We start from the raw sequence: 20,880 nt of genomic DNA on the forward strand, positions 1-20,880 counted from the left end.
CAGGCGCCAGACTGCGTGCCGCCGGTTCGCGTCCTATCCGGACAGATGTGAATTATTCAAAGAACTGATTAATTTTGGCTTTCAGGATATCGATGGCAATACGGTTTTTCCCGCCGCGCGGCACAATGATATCGGCGTACTGTTTTGACGGCTCAATGAACTGCAGGAACATCGGGCGAACCGTTTTCTGATACTGGCTCATCACCGAGTCCATCGAACGGCCACGCTCATTGACGTCACGCTTCATGCGGCGCATCAGGCAGATATCGAGCGGCGTATCGACGAAAATCGAAAAATTCAGTTCCTGGCGCAGGCGCGCGTCGGTCAGCAGCAGAATGCCTTCAAGGATAATCACCTTTTTTGGCTTCAGGTGCAGCGTTTCTGCGGTGCGGGTGTGTTCTACATAACTGTAGACCGGCAGCTCAATGTCCTGACCGGCTTTGACCGCCTGTAAATGCTGTAACAGCAAATCATGATCCATCGCACTCGGATGGTCATAATTGGTTTTAACCCTCTCTTCCATGGTGAGGTGACTTTGATCTTTGTAATAAGCATCTTCCGGGATAACCCCGATATGCTCGTCACCTACCTGATCACGGATTTCACGATAGAGCGTGCTGGCAATTAAACTTTTACCGGATGCGGAAGCGCCGGCAATGCCTACAATCACGCACTGATGAGACTTGTCAGTCATACTTTTTTAAGACCTGATAACTGGAGCCTGCCACTGGTCACGCATTACGCATCCAGATGACGGGCCGAAATGGAGAGGGTGTGTTCGCGCTAAGTATAGGGATTTCGGCGTTTTGATGCCAGAGAAATGGCGTCCGTGACTTTTCAGACTTTCTCCTTTGGACGCCACTCATTTCACCGATAAACTAAGGTCAGACTGTAATACAGATAAATTCGCCGGTGCGGTGCGCTGAACGCGTGGCTGCCCGGCGCGAACGAACGATCCTATCAGGAGTTGTATGCTCTGGAAGACCTTGACCTATTTTGGCGACAGCATGCTGTTGATTCCAACAGCGGTAATTATTGCGCTGATTTTGCCGTGGAAAAGCGATAACCGCCGTACGGTGCTCTACTGGGTTGTCGCCTTTGGCCTTGCCGGACTGCTGGTGAGCCTGTCAAAAATTCTGTTTCTCGGCTTTGGTATTGGCAGTGCGCGCTTTAATTTTACCGGCTTCAGCGGTCACAGCGCGATGTCTGCGACGCTCTGGCCGGTGATGCTGTGGCTGATTTCAGGCCGCTGGTCCGCCTTATGGCGCGGCTTCGCCATTGGCGTCGGCTATATGATCCCGCTGATGGTGGGCTTCTCTCGTCTGGTGATCCATGCGCACTCGAAAAGTGAAGTGGCGACCGGCCTGCTGCTCGGCTTTACCCTGAGTACGGCGTTCCTGATTTCCCAGCGGCGTACCGCCCTCAAAGGGTTCAGCTGGCCTCAGGTGGGTGCCGCACTGTTAGTGCCATTTGTGCTGTTAGGTCATGGTCGGGTCGCGACAACCCAGCAGTTCCTCGAACGTTTCTCCGCCAGCCTGGCCGGCATGGAAAAGCCCTATACCCGCGCCGATCTTTTCCGCCAGTAATCAAAGGCTAACTTTCTATGCCCGTCAATTCGTCGAATAACGGGCAACTTTGATTTCGCCCCTTTTTTCTTTGCTGAATGTGCTAGCATGCTGAAAGAGAATGACTGGTGCATATTTCGCCGTTGCGAATGCGTGCGCCCTGCCGGACGTCTGCATGACCATTGAGATCCCCACCCTGCACAACCGACCGCAAAAGCACGCTTTGCCCGCACTTCTGCTCGGCTGCCTGGTGTTTTTTCTGACGCTATTCTGCCTCGAACTGATCGTGGTCAGCGGTAAAATTTCGCCGCTATGGTTTCCGACCGCCGTGATGACGGTGGTGGTTTTCCGCTGTCCGTCGCGTCAGCTTCCGCTCTATCTGACCACCTGTGTCATCGGTACCGCCTGTGCCAACGCTTTAATCATCGGACCGGCGCTGTCGAATATTAAATTCGCCCTGCTCAACCTGTTGCAGGCGGGCCTCGGCGGTATCCTGCTGCGGGCATTACTCGATCGGCGCGCACCGCTCAGTTCGCTGCATGACTGGGCGCGGCTGGTGCTGTCGGTGGGCGTGTTAACCCCGGTGCTCGGTGGGCTGATGGCGCTATGGGTACTGCAGGTCAGTGGTCACGCCTCGTTCCCCTTCTTTTATACCTGGGTGATCTCCGAAATCATCGGGATGCTGGTGCTGGGCCCGATGTTGCTGCTGCTGCCGTGGCCGCTACGCCGCAGCCAGATAGGCGATCAGCGCCTGACCGAATTTTTCCTGACGCTGGCGGTCACGCTGATTGCCAGTTATCTGGCTCTGCGCTTTCTGCCGTGGCCCTTCACCTTTATTGTGGTGATCCTGTTCTGGTGCGCCGTCCGCTTGCCTAAGCTGCAGGCTTTTGTGCTGTTCTTCATCAATGCCAGTTTTATGTCAATGCTGCTGGCGCTTAGCCTGGTCAGCGTGGTGAACAATAACAGTGCGCTGGGACCGGTCTCCAGCTGGCTGCCGTTCCTGCTGGTGCTGATCCCCAGCCATATCATGTCGCTGGTGATGGATGCGTTTCGCCGTGAGAAAAATCACATCAGCGAGAGCGAAACCCGTTTTCGTCACGCAATGGAGTACTCGGCGATCGGCATGGCCCTGGTGTCGCCGCAAGGCAGCTGGCTGCAGGTCAACCATTCGCTCTGCCAGACGCTGGGCTATCCGGAAGAGGAACTGAGACGACTCACCTTTCAGCAGATCACCCATCCTGATGATCTCAGCAACGATCTGCAGCAGCTAAGTAAACTGCTCAGCGGCGAGATCTACACCTACACGATGGAAAAACGTTACTTCCGCAAAGACGGTGAGATTGTCTGGACCCGGCTGACGGTGTCGCTGGTCCGTGATACTGACAATGTGCCGCTCTACCTGATTGCCCAGATCATCGATATCTCCGAGCTGAAACAGAGTGAACAGGTTAACCGGCGGCTGATGGAGCGGATCACGCTGGCCAATGAGGCGGGCGGAATCGGCGTGTGGGAATGGAACCTGCTGACCGGCGAGATGTTATGGGACAAACGGATGTATGCGCTGTTTGGCCTGGCGTCTCATGAGTCGCCCAGTTACGATTTGTGGGTGCATCTGCTGCATCCCGGCGATCGGGAACATGCCGCCCTGACGGTACAGCAGGCGATCGAACTGCGCAGCGCTTTCCATATGGAGTACCGCGTGGTTAACGCTGACGGTCAGCGCTGGATACGCACTCAGGCTAACCGCATCCTCAGTAAAGAGGGACGAATTGAGCGGATGCTCGGTATTTGCCAGGACATCACTCCGTTACGCAATCTGAACGAGGCGCTGTTTCAGGAGAAAGAGCGCATGGCGATCACGCTTGGCTCCATCGGTGAGGCCGTTATCAGCACCAATCAGGCGATGCAGGTCTCCTTTATGAATCCGGTGGCGGAAAAGATGAGCGGCTGGACGCAGGAACAGGCGGCGGGTAAACCGCTCAGCGAACTGCTGCACATTACTCAGGGCCGCAACGGGCCGGAAGTGGAAAACCTGCTGCTGTGTCAGTTGCCACGCGAAAAGATTACGCCCGATCTGGCCGAGGATCTGGTGCTGCATACCCCGGATGGCGGCCATATCGACATTCATTACAGCATCACTCCGCTGCGTTCAGAAGCCGGGCTGGAACAGGGCGCGGTAATGGTGATTCAGGATGTCAGCGAGTCGCGCAAACTGATGAAGCGGCTGAGCTACAGTGCGCTGCACGACACCCTGACCGGTTTGCCTAACCGCGCCAGCTTTGAGCACCAGCTAAAACGTCTGCTGTACGACGCGGCGGAACATCAGCATCAGCATGTGCTGGTGTTTATCGATCTTGATAAGTTTAAAGCGGTCAACGACAGCGCCGGTCACGCCGCGGGCGATGCGCTGTTACGCGAACTGTCAGACCTGATGCAGCATCATCTGCGCAGCAGTGACTTCCTGGCGCGGCTGGGTGGCGATGAGTTTGCCTTGCTGATGCCTGACTGTCAGGTTGAGCAGGCGCACGAGGTGATTCAGCGCATCGTGGCCACGGTCAACGATTACCGTTTTCAGTGGCTGGGGCGGCTCTATCATGTTGGTGCCAGCGCCGGTGTCACCCAGATTTCGCCCGACAACTGCCAGAGCAGTGATGTGCTGTCGCAGGCGGATATCGCCTGTTATAACGCCAAGCGCAGTGGACGTGGCCGTTACATGATCTATGAGCAGCACCGGATGCCGCTGGCGGGTAATCATCAGGGACTGGATGCCGCGATGATCGACTCCTTGCAGATTGAACTGCCCGCCTGGGCGGTTGCCCCGCCGAAAACGCCACAGTCCGCCTTTCTCTGGCTTCTCGACGTACAGCTGTTGACGCCCGATGGCCTGCTGGTGGATGAAACCCTGCTGCGCAATAACCTGCCCGATGAGGCGCTGCGGCAGCAGCTGGACAATAAAATTCTCAATGCTTTTTTCCAGCATGACGTGCAGGGGCTGAATGAAAAAGGCATCCCGGTGATCCTACCGCTGAATGCTCAGGCACTCAGCGATGCGGATTTTGTCCGGCAGCTTTGTCGCCGCTTTGACGCAGCGGGCCTGACCGACAGCCGCTGTGGCTTCGCCTTTCAGACCGCCAGCGTGTTAAGTCAGGGCGATCAGCTGCACAGCGCCCTGCTGCAACTGCGTCAGTGCGGCTGCCGCATCGTATTACAGCAGTTCGGGCGTAATCTTGAAGCCTTTAATCAGCTCAGCGATGAACTGGTCGATTGTCTGGTGCTGGCGCCGGAACTGGTGACCAATGTACACAATAATCTGATGGATGAGATGCTGCTGACCATCATTCAGGGTCAGGCATCGCAGCGCAATATCGCCCTGCTGGCCGGTCCGGTGTCGGTGCCGGCGGTGCTGACCGCGCTGGCCAGCCTGGACGTCGACGGCGTCTGGGGCAGTGCGGTGGCCGAACGTCAGCCGCTGAGCGTACTGGCTGAAGCGCGCTTTTTTGCCATCCGTTAAATCCGCCGCTGAGCGCTTGCTACCCTGTTAAAGCTGCGTTAAAGTCGCCCCCTTTTTTCCGGCATGGGGGCGAAAATGTTCATAGGATTCGATTACGGCACGGCTAACTGTTCGATAGCCGTCAGTGAAAATGGCGCGCCGCGTCTGTTAACGCTGGAAAACGGCCAGCGCCTGCTGCCGTCGATGATCTGTGCGCCGACCCGTGAGTCCGTCAGCGAATGGCTCTATCGCCATCATCAGGTGCCCACGCCCGACAGTGAAACCACCGCCCTGCTGCAGCGCGCGCTGCGTTTCAACCGCGAAGAAGATATCGACGTGCTGCCCAACAGCGTGCAGTTCGGCCTGACCGCCCTGCAGCACTACATGGTCGATCCGGAAGATGTCTGGTTCGTAAAATCCCCTAAATCCTTTCTCGGTGCCAGCGGCCTGAAGCCGCAGCAGATCGCCCTGTTTGAAGATCTGGTCTGCGCCATGATGCTGCACATCCGTCAGCAGGGCGAAAGCCAGCTCGATCAGCCGATCGATCAGGCGGTGATTGGCCGTCCGATTAACTTCCAGGGCTTAGGCAGTGAAGAGGCCAACCAGCAGGCGCAGGGCATTTTACTGCGTGCCGCGCAGCGGGCCGGCTTCCGCGACGTGGAGTTTCAGTTTGAGCCGGTAGCGGCCGGTCTCGATTTTGAAGCCACCCTGCAGCAGGAAACCCGGGTGCTGGTGGTCGATATCGGCGGCGGAACCACCGACTGTTCGATGTTACTGATGGGCCCGCAGTGGCGTGATAAAGCCGATCGCCGCGAAAGCCTGCTGGGCCACAGCGGTTGCCGCGTTGGCGGTAACGATCTCGATATTATGCTGGCGTTTAAAACTCTGATGCCGCTACTCGGCCTCGGCGGCAATACTCAGAAAGGCATCGCCCTGCCCGCCCTGCCGTGGTGGAATGCGGTGGCGATTAACGATGTTCCTGCGCAGAGCGAGTTTTACAGCGCCGCCTGCGGTAAGTTGCTGCGCGATCTGGTGCGCGACGCCGAGCAGAGTGACGTGGTGGCGCGCCTGCTGAAAGTGTGGCAGCAGAAACTGAGTTATCGGCTGGTTCGGGCGGCTGAAGAGAGCAAAATCGCCCTGTCGGATAGCGCGCAGCACGCGGCATCCCTCGACTTTGTCGCGGCGACGCTGCAGGCGGATATCAGCGTCAACCTGTTGCAGGAGGCCATTAATCAGCCGCTGGAGAAAATTCTTGAGCAGGTTCAGCTGGCGCGAGCCACCAGCCAGATCAAGCCAGATGTGGTCTACCTGACCGGCGGCAGTGCGCGCTCGCCGCTGCTGCGTGCAGCACTGCAGCAGGCGCTGCCTGATACCCCGATTGCCGGCGGCGATGATTTCGCCTCGGTAACCGCAGGACTGGCCCGCTGGGCGGAAGTGATGTTCCGTTAACCTTGATCTGCAATAAAAAAACGGCACCTGTGAGTGTCATGCCGATCAGTTAAGGTTAAATGTGCAAAGGCTGTCACGGTCAGACGTGGCAGCTTTTTTTGTAAGCAGGCGTGCAGGCGTGCGGGCCAGAGCACCTCTGCTGCTGCCGGGCAGTCCTCGCGCCGCTGCGCGGTTCCTTCGGCTTTGACGTCGTGCCGACGAACCGTTCGCGGATCGGCCTTCACCACCGTGCCCTTTTTAACAACACGCACTGAAGTTTCAGAGCAGGCCGGGGCCGATCAGGGGCAGGCAATCCGCAGCGCTGAACATTAGCCAGGAGAGCCCGCTGGACGCGGGCGAAAGGCGGGGCGGCACAGGATGTGCCATCCCCGGCGGTCCGTCAGGCAGAGGAATGAAGTGAAGGTACCACGCAGCGGCGCGAGGACCGCCAGCCCCTGAGCGGCACCAGACTGCGTTATCACCTGCTGCTTAACTGACGAGCTACACCCGTGAATGCCGTTTTATTTGCGGATAACGACGAGCACGCTCAGGGAGCAATTTCAACGGCACTTCCCTGTGCCGTTTTAACTCAGGATCAGAACGCGATATTGGCGCTGATGCCGCCGATAAACGCATCTTTTACTTCGCTGACCGCGCCAGGCGCCACCACATATTGCAGGTTCGGGCGCAGTGACATCCAGTTGGTCACTTTCGCGTTGTAATAGACCTCGTAGTTATATTCTGAGCCATCCTGAATCGGCAGATAGGTCGGGCTGTCAAAACGGCTTTCGCCGTTGGCCTCATTCTGCTGACGCAGCGAACGGGTGTAGTCGCTGTTGACGTGAATGCGTGCCGCACCAACGCCAATCTCATCGTCAGGACGCGCATCAAACGGCCCTTTCCAGGTAAAGGCGATCGACTGATAGTTGTCGGTTTTTGAGGTTTTGTGATCGTTCATCACCGCCTGAACCCGCACGCCAAGACCGCGATTCACATCGCCATCCTGCGCCGTCAGCTGTTGCTGTAACAGCAGGTAACCGCCGTAGGCGTGATCCTGGTCCTGATAGGCACCGTTGCGCCAGCTGCCATAGACATCGCCATTGGCTGACGAGTAGTAATACCCGATGCGGTAGTTACCCGGCAGTTTTTGCGCGCCGAGCGTCGGTTTCCAGCCCAGTTCGACCGGTACCAGATTACCTTCAGAATTGCTGGTATCGAGACGGAAGCCATCGCCGCGATCGTAGTTTGCCCGGTTCTGGTTATAGAATCCCACCTGGAAGAAAACTTCAGGGGTGATATTGAATTTGATTCGGCCGCCCCACTGAGAAACCGGCCAGTTAAACCAGCGATCGCCACGCCAGTTACCGGCCTGGCCGCTGCCCAGCGCCAGGTTCTGGAACAGGTTGCCGTCGAAGTTATCAAAGTCTTCACCAACCGTGACCCGACCCGCTTTCAGATCGACCACATCGTTAAACAGTCCTTTGCGCAACCAGAACTGAGTCAGACGCCAGGTCTGACCGCGACCATAGACCTCCTGCACCGACGAGAGCATTCCGGTGCGCTTGTCCGCCACCTGCTCCGACAGGTTCTGCCCGTCACGGTTGGTGATGGTCATCTGAAATTCCGCATCCTGCCAGTCCAGCAGTTTTTCCAGATCGAAATTGGTGCCGAAGGACCACTGATCGCTGTAACGCATGGTGGTATTGGTATCGGCACCGCCGCCCAGGTTGGCGGCGCTTTCCATGGTGTAATTGACGTCAAATTTAATGCCATCGTTCTGCAGCTGCGTTCGGTAACCGCCCCAGTCACCAAACATCCACTCTGAATCAGGACTCAGCGCGTCAGCGGCCATCGCCTGGCCGGTTAACATCGCCAGAATCAGGGTGCCGGTTGCCACACGGCGCAGCGGAAAACGCTGTTCTGCTTGTTTGTTTTTCATCATGCTTATTCTTATGTGAGTTACGGGGGAATGACCCGCAGAGAATAGTGCTGAGGAAAGTTCAATTTTTGTAAATACGTGCGCACGATTCGTCAACCGGGCAGTTTATTCGTGCAAGTGTGAGCTGGATCGCAGTGTGGTTACTCTTTCGACAGAAGAGGCGAAGCGTAAGAAGAGTAAGGCGAAACGGGGCGCAGCGGCCCCGTTCTGTCAGCGACTGGCCTGTGACAGTTGTTCAATCTGTTCCGGCGTCAGGGTCAGCCGGGTCGCCCCGACCAGATCGTCGAGCTGGGCCAGCGAGGTGGCGCTGACAATCGGTGCGGTGATGCTGGGACGGGCAATCTGCCAGGCCAGTGCCACCTGGGTCGGAGAAACCTGATGCGCTTCGCTGATCGCATCCAGCGCCGCCAGGATCTTCAGGCCACGCGGGTTGAGATATTTTTCCACTACGCCCTGGCCGCGCTGACTTTTGCTGGCATCCGCTGGCTGGCGGTATTTGCCGCTCAGGAAGCCGCTGGCGAGCGAGTAGTAGTTAATCACTCCCAGACCATGATGCGTGACCACCGGCTCCAGTTCTGACTCGTAGGGCTGACGATCGTAGAGGTTGTATTCCGGCTGCAGGGTTTCATAACGCGCCAGCCCTTCCGCCTCGCTGATCTCCAGTGCCTGCTGCAATCGCGCCGCGCTGTAGTTAGACGCCCCGATGGCCCGCACTTTGCCCTCTTTGATCAGGCTGTCAAAGGCGCTCAGGGTTTCGGCCAGCGGCGTGTCCTGATCGTCGCGGTGCGCCTGGTAGAGATCGATATAATCGGTCTGCAACCGCCGCAGTGAGTCTTCGACCGCCTGACGAATATATTGCGGTTTCAGCCCGGTTTTCTCCGGCGAAAGCTCCATCCCGACCTTGGTCGCCAGGACGATACTGTCGCGCTTGCCGCTTTTCTTCAGCCATTCGCCGATAAGGGTTTCTGATTCGCCGCCTTTATTTCCCGGCGCCCAGCGTGAGTAAACATCGGCGGTATCGATAAACCACAGCCCTTTTTCCACCAGCGCGTCCAGCAGCGAAAACGAGGTGGGCCGATCCACGGTCCAGCCAAACACGTTGCCGCCAAACGTCAGTCGCGGTACCGAAATGCCACTGTCGCCCAACTGTCGGGTCTCATTCTGACTCATTATCTGCTCCTTAGTGGTGTATCGAAACGGTCTGTTACTGAGCATAGCAAAGCGTATTAACGCCTTTATGACGATTGAGGTGAGATTAATGTCAGAACAGGCATAATGACCCCGCCCGGACAGATATCCTTATTTCCTTCAACTTTTGCCCGTCAGAGGCGACTACAATCTGTCGTTTGCAGGCTCACCGTTTGCTGCCTGCGCCTGGGACTACGTCACTGCTGGAGAGCATGAAAAATAATGAGCACCCGACATCCTGTTATGAAAAAGAGCCTGATTGTGCTGGTGGTGATTATCGCCGCCGTGGGCGGTTATTACGGCTGGCAGCAACACGCTGCTAAACCGCAAAGCGATAGCCAGACAAAAGGTCAGGCACCCCGCGGCAAAAGTGGCGCTGAGGGCGCGCGCCGTCCGCTGGCCCCGGTCCAGGCGGCCAGCGCCACTCGCCAGAGCGTGCCGCAATATCTGAGCGGATTAGGCACCGTGACCGCGGCCAATACCGCCACGGTACGTAGCCGGGTGAATGGCGATCTGGTGGCGATTCACTTTACCGAAGGTCAGCAGGTCAAAGCCGGGGAATTGCTGGCGGAAGTCGATCCGCGCCCGTATCAGGTCGCATTAACCCAGGCGCAGGGGCAGCTGGCAAAAGATCAGGCCACGCTGGCGAATGCCCGGCGCGACCTGGCGCGTTTCGAGAAACTGGCGAAAAGTTCGCTGGTGTCACAACAGGAGCTGGACACTCAGCGCTCGCTGGTGAGCGAAACCCTCGGCACCCTGAAGGCCGATGAAGGCAGCGTCGCCAGCGCCCAGCTTAATCTGACCTACAGCCGCATCACCGCGCCCATTGCTGGTCGGGTCGGCCTGAAGCAGGTTGATGTCGGCAACTACGTCACCAGCGGCGATACCACTGGCATTGTGGTGATCACCCAGACGCATCCCATCGACGTGGTCTTCACGCTGGCCGAAAATAACATCAGCCAGATTCTCAAGGCGCAGAAAAACGGCGAAACGCTGCAGGTCGAAGCCTGGGATCGCAGTAATCAGACGCTGATTGCCAGCGGTAAGCTGCTGAGCCTCGACAACCAGATTGATGTCACCACCGGCACCATCAAAATCAAAGCGCGGTTCGATAACCAGGACGACGCGCTGTTCCCGAATCAGTTCGTAAACGTCCGGCTGAAGGTCAATACGCTGCAGGATGCGATAGTGATCCCGGCCGCTGCGCTGCAGATGGGCAATGAAGGCCACTTCGTCTGGGTGGTTAACAGTGACAATAAAGTCAGTAAGAAAAGCGTAATGGCTGGCCTGCAGGATAGCCAGAAAGTGGTGATCAGCGCCGGTCTGGAAGCCGGTGAGCGGGTGGTGACTGACGGCCTCGATCGCCTGACCGAAGGGGCAACCGTGGAGATTGTCGCGCCGCAAAGTACCGCCCCGCGCAGCAGCCGTGCGACCCTGCCGTCGAAAGGAGAGCGTGAGTAATGCAGGTGATGCCTCCCGATCACAGCGGTGGACCGTCACGCCAGTTTATTCTGCGTCCGGTCGCCACCACGCTGTTGATGATTGCCATTCTGCTGGCGGGCGTGCTGGGGTACCGCTTTCTGCCGGTCTCAGCGCTGCCGGAAGTCGATTACCCGACGATTCAGGTGGTCACGCTCTATCCCGGCGCCAGCCCGGATGTCGTCACCTCGTCGATTACCGCACCGCTGGAGCGTCAGTTCGGCCAGATGTCGGGCCTGAAGCAGATGGCATCGCAGAGTTCAGGCGGTGCATCGGTGGTAACGCTGCAGTTCCAGCTCAGCCTGCCGCTCGACGTGGCGGAACAGGAAGTGCAGGCGGCGATCAACTCCGCCACCAACCTGCTGCCTAACGATCTGCCTAACCCGCCGGTCTACAGCAAAGTGAACCCGGCCGATCCGCCGATCATGACGCTGGCCGTTACCACCAGCAGTATGCCGCTGACCCAGGTACAGGACATGGTGGAAACCCGGGTGGCACAGAAAATTTCTCAGGTCAGCGGTGTGGGTCTGGTGACCTTGTCCGGCGGTCAGCGGCCCGCAGTGCGGGTCAAAATGAATGCCCAGGCGCTGGCGGCGCTGGGCCTGACCAGCGAGACGGTGCGCACCGCCATCAGTAACGCTAACGTCAATTCGGCCAAAGGCAGTCTGGATGGGCCAACGCGCTCGATTACCCTGTCGGCCAACGATCAGATGAAATCGGCAGAAGATTACCGTCAGCTGATCATCAGCTACAACAATGGCGCACCGGTGCGGCTGGGTGACGTCGCCACTATTGAGCAGGGTGCGGAGAATAGCTGGCTGGGTGCGTGGGCCAACCGCGACGCCGCCATTGTGCTCAACGTGCAGCGTCAGCCGGGTGCCAATATTATTGCCACCGCCGATAACATCCGCGCCATGCTGCCAGCGCTGACGGCGGCGCTGCCAAAATCGGTCTCCGTTAAACTGCTGACCGATCGCACCACTAATATTCGCGCGTCGGTGAACGATACCCAGTATGAGCTGATGCTGGCGATGGCGCTGGTGGTGATGATCATCTATCTGTTTCTGCGCAATGTGCCTGCCACGCTGATCCCGGCGGTGGCGGTACCGCTGTCGCTGATCGGCACCTTTGCGGCGATGTATTTTCTCGGCTTCTCGATCAACAACCTGACGCTGATGGCACTGACCATCGCCACCGGCTTTGTGGTCGATGACGCGATTGTGGTGATCGAGAACATCTCCCGCTATATCGAAAAAGGGGAAAAACCGCTGACCGCGGCGCTGAAAGGCGCAGGCGAAATCGGTTTTACCATCATCTCTCTGACCTTCTCGCTGATTGCGGTATTAATCCCGCTGCTGTTTATGGGCGATGTAATCGGACGTCTGTTCCGCGAATTTGCCGTGACGCTGGCGGTGGCGATTCTGATTTCAGCGGTGGTTTCACTGACCCTGACGCCAATGATGTGTGCCCGGATGCTGAGCGCCGAGTCGCTGCGTAAACAGAACCGTTTCTCGCGCGCCAGTGAAGCGATGTTTGATCGCATTATCGCCGTCTATGGCCGTGGTTTACGCCGGGTGCTCAGCCATCCGTGGCTGACGCTATCGGTAGCGCTCGGCACGCTGGTGCTGACGCTGCTGCTGTGGATGATGATCCCGAAAGGCTTCTTCCCGCAGCAGGACAACAGCATTATTCAGGGCACGCTGCAGGCGCCGCAGTCGGTCTCCTACGCCAGCATGGCCGAGCGTACCCGCGACGTCGCCTCGATGATCATGAAAGATCCGGCGGTCCAGAGCATGACCTCGTTTGTCGGCGTCGACGGCACCAACGCCGCGCTGAACAGCGCTCGCCTGCAAATTAACCTCAAGCCGCTCGACCAGCGTGAAGATCGTATTCCGGTGATTCAGCAACGGCTGCAGCAGCAGGTAAGCCAGATTCCGGGCGTGCAGTTATGGCTGCAGGCGGTGCAGGATCTCACCATCGATACCCAGGCGAGCCGCACGCCCTATCAGTTTACGCTGCAGTCGGGCTCGCTGGCGTCGCTCTCTACCTGGGTGCCGGCGCTGCTGGCCGAGCTCAACACCCTGCCGCAGCTGCGGGACGTCAGCAGCGACTGGCAGGATCAGGGGCTGGAAGCCTATATCAATGTTGATCGCGCCAGCGCCAGCCGGCTCGGCATCAGTATGGCTGACGTGGATAACGCGCTGTATAACGCCTTTGGTCAGCGACTGATCTCCACCATTTATACCCAGGCCAACCAGTATCGCGTGGTGCTGGAGCAGGACAACCGCGCCACGCCCGGCCTGCAAAGTCTGGACGGCATTCGTCTGGCCAGCAGCGACGGCGGCAGCGTGCCGCTGAGCACCATCGCCCGGATTGAGCAGCGCCATACCCCACTCAGCATTAACCATCTCGACCAGTTCCCGTCGGCCACCTTCTCGTTCAACGTGGCTGACGGCTATTCGCTGGAGGATGCGGTTAAAGCGGTGTCGCAGGCGGAAGCGCAGCTCGGTATGCCGGCCGATATGATGACCCAGTTCCAGGGCAGCACGCTGGCGTTTGAAGCCGCGCTGAGCAGCACCGTCTGGCTGATTGTGGCGGCCATCGTGGCGATGTACATCGTGCTCGGGGTGCTGTATGAGAGCTTTATCCATCCGATCACTATCCTGTCGACGCTGCCGACCGCTGGCGTCGGCGCGCTGCTGGCGCTGATGCTCAGCGGCAACGAGCTGGATATTGTGGCGATCATCGGCATCATTCTGCTGATCGGTATCGTGAAAAAGAATGCCATCATGATGATCGACTTCGCGCTGGCGGCCGAACGTGAACAGGGTATGCAGCCTTACGACGCCATCTATCAGGCCTGTCTGCTGCGTTTCCGGCCGATTCTGATGACGACTCTGGCCGCGCTGCTGGGCGCATTACCGCTGATGCTGAGTACCGGCGTCGGCGCGGAACTGCGTCACCCGCTGGGGATTGCGATGGTCGGCGGGCTGATTGTCAGTCAGGTTCTGACCCTGTTTACCACGCCGGTGATCTATCTGCTGTTTGATCGACTGGCGCTGGCAACCCGTCGTCGCTTCGGCCGCACGGAGGCCGCAGAGTGAAGTTCTTTGCGCTGTTTATCCATCGGCCGGTCGCCACCACTCTGCTGACGCTGGCGATTGCGCTGGCCGGGATCCTGGGCTTTCGCCTGCTGCCGGTCGCCCCGCTGCCGCAGGTCGATTTCCCGGTCATCGTCATCTCGGCTTCCCTGCCCGGTGCCGCGCCGGAGATCATGGCCTCGTCGGTCGCCACGCCGCTGGAGCGTTCGCTGGGCCGCATCGCCGGGGTCAGTGAAATGACCTCTACCAGCTCGCTGGGCAGTACCCGCATTATCCTGGTGTTCGATTTCGATCGCGACATCAATGGCGCAGCGCGTGATGTGCAGGCGGCGATTAATGCCGCGCAGAGCCTGCTGCCGACCGGGATGCCGTCGCGCCCGACCTATCGCAAAGTTAACCCTTCGGATGCGCCGATCATGATCATGACGCTGACCTCGGATAGTTACAATCCGGGTCAGCTGTATGACTACGCCTCGACCCAGCTGGCGCAGAAACTGTCACAGATTGAGGGCGTGGGCGACGTCACGGTGGGCGGCAGTTCGCTGCCTGCGGTGCGTGTGGCGCTGAATCCGCAGGCGCTGTTTAATCAGGGCGTGTCGCTGGATGCGGTGCGCACCGCCATCAGCAATGCCAACCAGCGGCGGCCGCAGGGCGCACTGGATGATTCGCAGCAGCGCTGGCAGCTGCGTACCAATGACGCGCTGCAGACCGCCAGTGAGTATCAGCCGCTGATCGTGCACTACAACAACGGCGCGGCGGTCAGGCTGTCGGACGTTGCCACGGTTGAGGACTCGGTTCAGGACGTGCGCAACGCCGGGATGTCGCGCGGTAAACCGGCGGTGCTGCTGCTGATTCGCAAAACCCCTGAAGCCAACGTCATCGATACCGTCGATCGCATTCGCGCCGAACTGCCGCTGCTGCATGAGGTGATCCCGGCCGCTATCGATCTGCAGATTGCGCAGGATCGCTCGCCAACCATTCGCGCTTCACTGCATGAAGTGGAGCAGTCGCTGGTGATTGCCGTCGCGCTGGTGATCCTGGTGGTGTTCGCCTTTTTGCGTTCCGGTCGCGCCACGCTGATCCCGGCGGTTGCGGTGCCGGTTTCGCTGATTGGCACCTTCGCCGCGATGTACCTGTGCGGCTTCAGCCTGAATAATCTGTCGCTGATGGCGCTGACCATCGCCACCGGCTTTGTGGTGGATGACGCGATTGTGGTGCTGGAGAACATTGCCCGCCACGTCGAGGCGGGAATGAAACCGCTGGCCGCGGCGCTGAAAGGGGTGCGGGAAGTCGGCTTCACCGTGCTGTCGATGAGTCTGTCGCTGATTGCGGTCTTCCTGCCGCTGCTGATGATTGGCGGGCTGATTGGCCGCTTCTTCGCCGAGTTTGCTATCACCCTGTCGGTCGCGATCGTGATTTCGCTGTTTATCTCGGTCACCCTGACGCCGATGATGTGTGCGTATCTGCTGAAACCCACGGTGCCGGGCAGCCAGCCACGGCGGCATGGCTCAGGCCGGCTGCTGCTGGCGATCCAGCAGGGCTATGGCCGATCGCTGCGCGTGGTGCTGAACCATGCCCGCTGGGTGTTGCTGCTGTTTTTAGCCACCATCGGCCTGACCGTCTGGCTGTTTATCAGCATCCCGAAAACCTTTATGCCCGAACAGGATACCGGCCGGCTCTCCGGCTTTATCTCGGCAGATCAGAGCATTTCGTTCCAGGCGATGCGCAGCAAGCTGCAGGATTTCATGGAGATCGTCGGTGCCGATCCGGCGGTCGAAAGCGTGGTCGGCTTTACCGGCGGGATGCGTACCAACAGCGGCTCGATGTTTATCTCGCTGAAACCGCTCTCCGAGCGTAAAGAGAGCGCACAGGAGGTGATCGCCCGCCTGCGGATCAAACTGGCGAAGGAGCCCGGCGCTAACCTCTACCTGAATGCCGTGCAGGATCTGCGCGTCGGCGGACGCGAGTCGAATGCCAGCTATCAGTATTCGCTGCTGTCGGACGATCTCAATGATCTGCGAACCTGGGAGCCCAAAATCCGTCAGGCGTTCGCCGCCCTGCCGCAGCTGGCTGACGTCAACTCCGATCAGCAGGATAAAGGCAGTGAGATGGACCTGAGCTACGATCGTGAAAGCATGGCACGGCTTGGCATCAGCGTCTCTGACGCTAACGCCCTGCTGAACAACGCTTTTGGTCAGCGTCAGATCTCCACCATCTATCAGCCGCTGAATCAGTACAAAGTGGTAATGGAAGTCGATCCGCGCTACACCCAGGACATCAGCGCTCTGTCGCAGATGTTTGTTATCAACAGCGAAGGCAAGGCGATTCCGCTGTCGTGGTTTGCAAAGTGGCAGCCAGCCAACGCCCCGCTGTCGGTTAACCATGAAGGGCTTTCGGCGGCGTCGACCATCTCGTTTAACCTGCCGGAAGGGGTGTCGCTGTCGCAGGCGTCTGAAGCGATCGATCGCACCATGACCGCACTCGGCGTCCCCTCCAGCGTGCGCGGCAGCTTTGCCGGTACCGCTCAGGTGTTTCAGCAGTCGCAGAGCAGCCAGCTCTGGCTGATGCTGGCGGCGATTGGCGCGGTCTATATCGTGCTGGGGATTCTCTATGAGAGCTATGTTCATCCGCTGACCATCCTGTCGACGCTGCCATCGGCTGGTGTCGGCGCGCTGCTGGCGCTGGAACTGTTCGATACCCCGTTCAGCCTGATTGCGCTAATCGGGATTTTGCTGCTGATCGGCATCGTGAAAAAGAACGCTATCATGATGGTAGATTTCGCTCTTGAGGCACAGCGCAACGGCCAGCTCAGCGCGCACGAAGCGATTTTTCAGGCCTGTCTGCTGCGCTTCCGGCCGATTCTGATGACCACGCTGGCGGCGCTGTTTGGCGCGCTGCCGCTGGTGCTGACCAGCGGTGACGGCGCGGAATTGCGCCAGCCGCTCGGCATTACCATTGCCGGTGGCCTGGTGATGAGCCAGTTGCTGACGCTCTACACCACGCCGGTGGTCTATTTGATGATGGATAAATTGCGGCGTAAAAAACATCCGCAGGTCACAGCGCAGCAGCAATAACAGGGTGTGCGACGCAGCAGCGTCGCGCGGGGTGAAGAGAGCGAAGTGACGTGATTTTCGGGGCTGAACGATGAACACACAGAGCGCAAATGTCCGCTGGCAATTATGGATAGTGGCGATCGGCTTCTTTATGCAGACGCTGGATACCACCATTGTGAACACCGCCATTCCGGCGATGGCGCACGATCTGGGCGTCAGTCCGCTGCATATGCACTCGGTGATTGTCTGTTACGTGCTGACGGTGGCGGTGATGCTGCCGGTCAGCGGCTGGCTGGCCGACCGCTTCGGGGTGCGCAATATTTTCTTCAGCGCCATTGTGTTGTTCAGCCTCGGCTCACTGCTGTGTGCCCTCTCCACCACGCTTGATCAGCTGGTGATGTCGCGGGTGGTTCAGGGCATTGGCGGCGCGATGATGGTGCCGGTCGGGCGCCTGACGGTGATGAAAATCGTGCCGCGCGAACAGTATATGTCGGCAATGACCTTTGTGACGCTGCCGGGTCAGATCGGCCCGCTGCTGGGGCCGGCGCTGGGCGGCGTGCTGGTGGAGTACGCCAGCTGGCACTGGATCTTCCTGATCAACATTCCGGTCGGCATTGCCGGTGCCGTCGCGACCCTGATGCTGATGCCGAACTATGCGATGCAAACCCGCCGGTTTGACTTCAGCGGCTTTATCCTGCTGGCGGTGGGTATGGCGACCTTAACTCTGGCGCTGGATGGTCAGCGCAGCAGCGGCGGCTCGCCGTTACTGCTCGGCGCGATGATCCTGGTCGGGATGTTCTCACTGCTGTTCTATCTGATGCACGCGCGCAGCAATGACAATGCGCTGTTCAGCCTGAAGCTGTTTGATAACCGCATCTACTCGATTGGCCTGCTCGGCAGTTTTACCGGCCGCATCGGCAGCGGCATGCTGCCCTTTATGACGCCGATTTTTCTGCAGGTCGGCATGGGCTACAGCCCGTTTCACGCCGGGCTGATGATGATCCCGATGGTGCTGGGCAATATGGGAATGAAGCGCATCGTGGTGCGCATCGTGAACCTGTTTGGCTATCGCAACGTGCTGGTGGTATCGACGATTGCGCTGGCTCTGGTGGTGCTGCTGTTCCCGCTGGTGGCGATTCTGGGCTGGGTCTGGCTGCTGCCGCTGGTGCTATTTCTGCAGGGCATGGTCAACGCTATCCGCTTCTCTTCAATGAATACTTTGACGCTGAAAGAGCTGCCCGATGAACTCGCCTCCAGCGGCAATAGCCTGCTGTCGATGATTATGCAGCTGTCGATGAGTATCGGCGTGACGCTGGCTGGCCTGCTGCTGGGTGCCTTTGCTCAGGATGCTGCCAGCGACAGCAGTGCGGAACATCAGATGTTTATTTATGCCTATTTGTGCATGTCCCTGATTATTATCCTGCCGGCGCTGGTGTTCTGGCGCGTGCCGCAGCAGGTGAGTAAAAACGTCGACTTACGACGCCGGAGAAAGTCATGAAGGTTAACCTGCGCATCGGCATTGGCGCCAAGCTGTTTATGGCGATTTTCTCGACCTGCATGCTGGTCTTGATCACCATGCACTGGGGCGTCCGCCTCAGCTTTGAACATGGCTTTGTCGATTACATCAAGCGCGGCAACGAACAACGGTTAAGCCTGCTGAGTGACGCGCTGGCCGATCAGTATGAGCAGCACGGTAACTGGGATTTTCTGCGCCATAACGATCGGCTGGTGTTTAATATTCTGCGGTCGCTGGAGCAGAATCCCGACAGCAATAATCAGCTGCCGCCCCACGGCTGGCGCACCCAGTTCTGGATCCTCGACCAGCAATATAAAGTGATGGTCGGCCCGCGCTCGCCGGTGCCGCCCGAAGGATCGCGACGTAATATCACCACCAGCAACGGTAAAGTGGTTGGCTGGGTGATCGGCTCGCCGCCGGAGCGGCTGACGCGCAGCACCGACATTAATTTTGATCAACAGCAGCGGCGCACCAGCTGGTATATCGTCGCGCTCTCCACGCTGCTGGCGGCGCTGGTGACCTGGCTGATGGCGCGCGGCCTGTTGGCACCGGTCAAACGGCTGGTTGACGGCACCCATCATCTGGCGGCCGGTAATTTTGCAACCCGGGTAGAGGTTGGCAGTCAGGATGAACTGGGTCAGCTGGCCGGTGACTTCAACCTGCTGGCCAGCTCGCTGGAAAAAAACGAAAGCATGCGCCGCGCCTTTATGGCGGACATCTCCCACGAGTTGCGTACCCCGCTGGCCATTCTGCGCGGCGAGCTGGAGGCGATGCAGGATGGCGTGCGTAAAATCACGCCGGAGGCAATCGCCTCGCTGCAGAGTGAAGTGGTGGTGCTGACCAAGCTGGTGGACGATCTGCATCAGCTTTCCCTGTCGGATGAGGGCGCCCTCGCCTACCGCAAGCAGGCGACCGATCTGGTGCAGTTGCTGGAGGTGACCGCCGGCAGCTTTGCTGAACGCTACCGCGCCTATGGTTTAACCCTGAAACTCAACCTGCCGGATGAAGCGCCATTCTTTGGCGATCCCGATCGCCTGATGCAGCTGTTCACCAACCTGCTGGAAAACAGCCTGCGCTATACCGACAGCGGAGGCCGGGTCGAGGTGAAATTGTGGTATGAAGCGCCTTACTGGCGCATCGATCTGGAAGACAGTGCGCCCGGCGTCGACGGCGAACATCAGGCGCAGATTTTCGAACGCTTCTTCCGTACCGAAGGCTCGCGTAACCGGGCCAGCGGCGGGTCGGGACTCGGCCTCGCGATCTGTAAAAACATCGTTGATGCGCACGGTGGTGACATCTCTGCAGAGCACTCTGATTTAGGTGGACTGAAAATCGCGCTACACTTGCGCTACGTTCCCTCTGTGTAACTGCTTATGAGCCAGCCAAACCACGACCCGTTAATTCTGGTGGTCGAAGATGAACCAAAACTGGCGCAGCTGATGATCGACTATCTGCACGCCTCCAATTACCGCACCCACCATATTGCCGATGGCAATGCGGTGCTGGACTACGTACGCCAGTCGCCGCCCGACCTGATGCTGCTGGATTTGATGCTGCCCGGCACCGACGGGCTGACGCTGTGTCGCGAGATCCGTCGCCACTCGGAACTGCCGATTATTATGGTCACCGCCCGCACCGAAGAGATCGATCGGCTGCTGGGGCTGGAGATCGGCGCAGATGACTATATCTGCAAGCCGTTCAGCCCGCGTGAAGTGGTGGCGCGGGTGAAAACCATTCTGCGCCGGGTGAAACGCAGTGCCGAAGAGGTGCCGAACAGCTCGCTGCTGACGATAGATGAAGGCCGCTTTGTGGCCAGCTGGCGCGATCGGCCGCTGGATCTGACCCCGGCAGAGTTTCGCCTGCTGAAAACGCTGTCGCTGGAGCCAGGCAAAGTGTTCTCGCGTGAGCAACTGCTCAACCATCTGTATGACGACTACCGTGTCGTCACCGATCGGACCATCGACAGCCACATTAAAAATCTGCGCCGCAAGCTGGAAAGCCTTGATAGCGAACAACCTTTTATCCGCGCCGTCTACGGTATGGGCTATCGCTGGGAAGCTGACGTTTGTCATTTGATCTAGTTTGATCCCGATCAATTTACTTCCGTTTTCCCACTGCATA

The 20,880-nt window shown here is 58.8% G+C and carries 13 protein-coding genes; 9 read left to right on the plus strand and 4 right to left on the minus strand.

Going from position 1 to position 20,880, the window contains the following annotated elements:
• Positions 1–52: 52 nt before the first annotated feature.
• Positions 53–694 (minus strand): uridine kinase, encoded by a 642-nt coding sequence (udk, locus tag WFK59_RS08720; RefSeq protein WP_031375322.1) that lies wholly within the window; start codon positions 692–694, stop codon positions 53–55.
• Positions 695–971: 277 nt separating this feature from the next.
• Here udk and WFK59_RS08725 point away from each other — a divergent pair, with 277 nt between their 5' ends.
• From WFK59_RS08725 to yegD, 3 genes are all read left to right on the plus strand, one after another.
• Positions 972–1,586 carry a phosphatase PAP2 family protein gene (locus WFK59_RS08725; protein WP_233987625.1) on the plus strand — a complete coding sequence of 205 codons (615 nt, stop codon included), beginning with the start codon at positions 972–974 and terminating at the stop codon, positions 1,584–1,586.
• Positions 1,587–1,740: 154 nt separating this feature from the next.
• Positions 1,741–5,076, plus strand: coding sequence for a diguanylate cyclase (locus WFK59_RS08730; RefSeq protein ID WP_336755794.1), 3,336 nt, complete (start codon positions 1,741–1,743; stop codon positions 5,074–5,076).
• A gap of 75 nt (positions 5,077–5,151) precedes the next feature.
• Positions 5,152–6,504, plus strand: a complete 1,353-nt coding sequence (yegD, locus tag WFK59_RS08735) for a molecular chaperone (RefSeq protein ID WP_233987624.1) — start codon at positions 5,152–5,154, stop codon at positions 6,502–6,504.
• Here the strand turns inward: yegD and WFK59_RS08740 are convergent.
• The 3 genes from WFK59_RS08740 to WFK59_RS08750 form a co-directional block, all read right to left on the minus strand.
• Positions 6,501–6,755, minus strand: a complete 255-nt coding sequence (locus tag WFK59_RS08740) for a hypothetical protein (protein WP_336755611.1) — start codon at positions 6,753–6,755, stop codon at positions 6,501–6,503. The genes yegD and WFK59_RS08740 overlap by 4 nt on opposite strands.
• A gap of 323 nt (positions 6,756–7,078) precedes the next feature.
• Positions 7,079–8,422, minus strand: a complete 1,344-nt coding sequence (locus WFK59_RS08745) for a carbohydrate porin (protein ID WP_233988149.1) — start codon at positions 8,420–8,422, stop codon at positions 7,079–7,081.
• Positions 8,423–8,632: 210 nt separating this feature from the next.
• A complete protein-coding gene (locus WFK59_RS08750) occupies positions 8,633–9,592 on the minus strand; it encodes an aldo/keto reductase (protein ID WP_233987623.1) in 960 nt (319 codons plus the stop codon).
• A gap of 240 nt (positions 9,593–9,832) precedes the next feature.
• Between WFK59_RS08750 and WFK59_RS08755 the strand changes: the two genes are divergently transcribed.
• From WFK59_RS08755 to baeR, 6 genes are all read left to right on the plus strand, one after another.
• On the plus strand, positions 9,833–11,071 hold the full coding sequence (locus tag WFK59_RS08755; RefSeq protein WP_233987622.1) for an MdtA/MuxA family multidrug efflux RND transporter periplasmic adaptor subunit: 1,239 nt from the start codon (positions 9,833–9,835) through the stop codon (positions 11,069–11,071).
• Positions 11,071–14,193, plus strand: coding sequence for an MdtB/MuxB family multidrug efflux RND transporter permease subunit (locus tag WFK59_RS08760; protein WP_336755612.1), 3,123 nt, complete (start codon positions 11,071–11,073; stop codon positions 14,191–14,193). The genes WFK59_RS08755 and WFK59_RS08760 overlap by 1 nt, the downstream gene beginning before the upstream one ends.
• Positions 14,190–17,264, plus strand: coding sequence for a multidrug efflux RND transporter permease subunit MdtC (gene mdtC / locus WFK59_RS08765; protein ID WP_233987620.1), 3,075 nt, complete (start codon positions 14,190–14,192; stop codon positions 17,262–17,264). Before WFK59_RS08760 ends, mdtC begins: the two co-directional genes overlap by 4 nt.
• Positions 17,265–17,334: 70 nt before the next feature.
• Positions 17,335–18,741: an MFS transporter gene (locus tag WFK59_RS08770; protein ID WP_233987619.1), complete on the plus strand. Its 1,407-nt coding sequence runs from the start codon at positions 17,335–17,337 to the stop codon at positions 18,739–18,741.
• Complete coding sequence (gene baeS / locus WFK59_RS08775; protein WP_233987618.1) at positions 18,738–20,126, plus strand: two-component system sensor histidine kinase BaeS; 1,389 nt, start codon at positions 18,738–18,740, stop codon at positions 20,124–20,126. Before WFK59_RS08770 ends, baeS begins: the two co-directional genes overlap by 4 nt.
• Positions 20,127–20,132: 6 nt before the next feature.
• Complete coding sequence (gene baeR / locus WFK59_RS08780; protein WP_233987617.1) at positions 20,133–20,840, plus strand: two-component system response regulator BaeR; 708 nt, start codon at positions 20,133–20,135, stop codon at positions 20,838–20,840.
• The last annotated feature ends 40 nt before the right edge of the window (positions 20,841–20,880 follow it).

This window comes from Pantoea sp. USHLN298 (genome assembly GCF_037149395.1).
In the GTDB taxonomy this organism is placed as follows: domain Bacteria; phylum Pseudomonadota; class Gammaproteobacteria; order Enterobacterales; family Enterobacteriaceae; genus Pantoea; species Pantoea astica.

Excerpts from the sequence above, each read along its gene's own strand:
- baeS (WP_233987618.1), top strand. The coding sequence starts at position 18,738 with ATGAAGGTTAACCTGCGCATCGGCATTGGCGCCAAGCTGTTTATGGCG.
- WFK59_RS08760 (WP_336755612.1), top strand. The coding sequence starts at position 11,071 with ATGCAGGTGATGCCTCCCGATCACAGCGGTGGACCGTCACGCCAGTTT.
- WFK59_RS08745 (WP_233988149.1), bottom strand. The coding sequence starts at position 8,422 with ATGAAAAACAAACAAGCAGAACAGCGTTTTCCGCTGCGCCGTGTGGCA.
- WFK59_RS08725 (WP_233987625.1), top strand. The coding sequence starts at position 972 with ATGCTCTGGAAGACCTTGACCTATTTTGGCGACAGCATGCTGTTGATT.
- udk (WP_031375322.1), bottom strand. The coding sequence starts at position 694 with ATGACTGACAAGTCTCATCAGTGCGTGATTGTAGGCATTGCCGGCGCT.
- WFK59_RS08770 (WP_233987619.1), top strand. The coding sequence starts at position 17,335 with ATGAACACACAGAGCGCAAATGTCCGCTGGCAATTATGGATAGTGGCG.
- yegD (WP_233987624.1), top strand. The coding sequence starts at position 5,152 with ATGTTCATAGGATTCGATTACGGCACGGCTAACTGTTCGATAGCCGTC.
- WFK59_RS08730 (WP_336755794.1), top strand. The coding sequence starts at position 1,741 with ATGACCATTGAGATCCCCACCCTGCACAACCGACCGCAAAAGCACGCT.
- baeR (WP_233987617.1), top strand. The coding sequence starts at position 20,133 with ATGAGCCAGCCAAACCACGACCCGTTAATTCTGGTGGTCGAAGATGAA.
- WFK59_RS08755 (WP_233987622.1), top strand. The coding sequence starts at position 9,833 with ATGAGCACCCGACATCCTGTTATGAAAAAGAGCCTGATTGTGCTGGTG.
- WFK59_RS08750 (WP_233987623.1), bottom strand. The coding sequence starts at position 9,592 with ATGAGTCAGAATGAGACCCGACAGTTGGGCGACAGTGGCATTTCGGTA.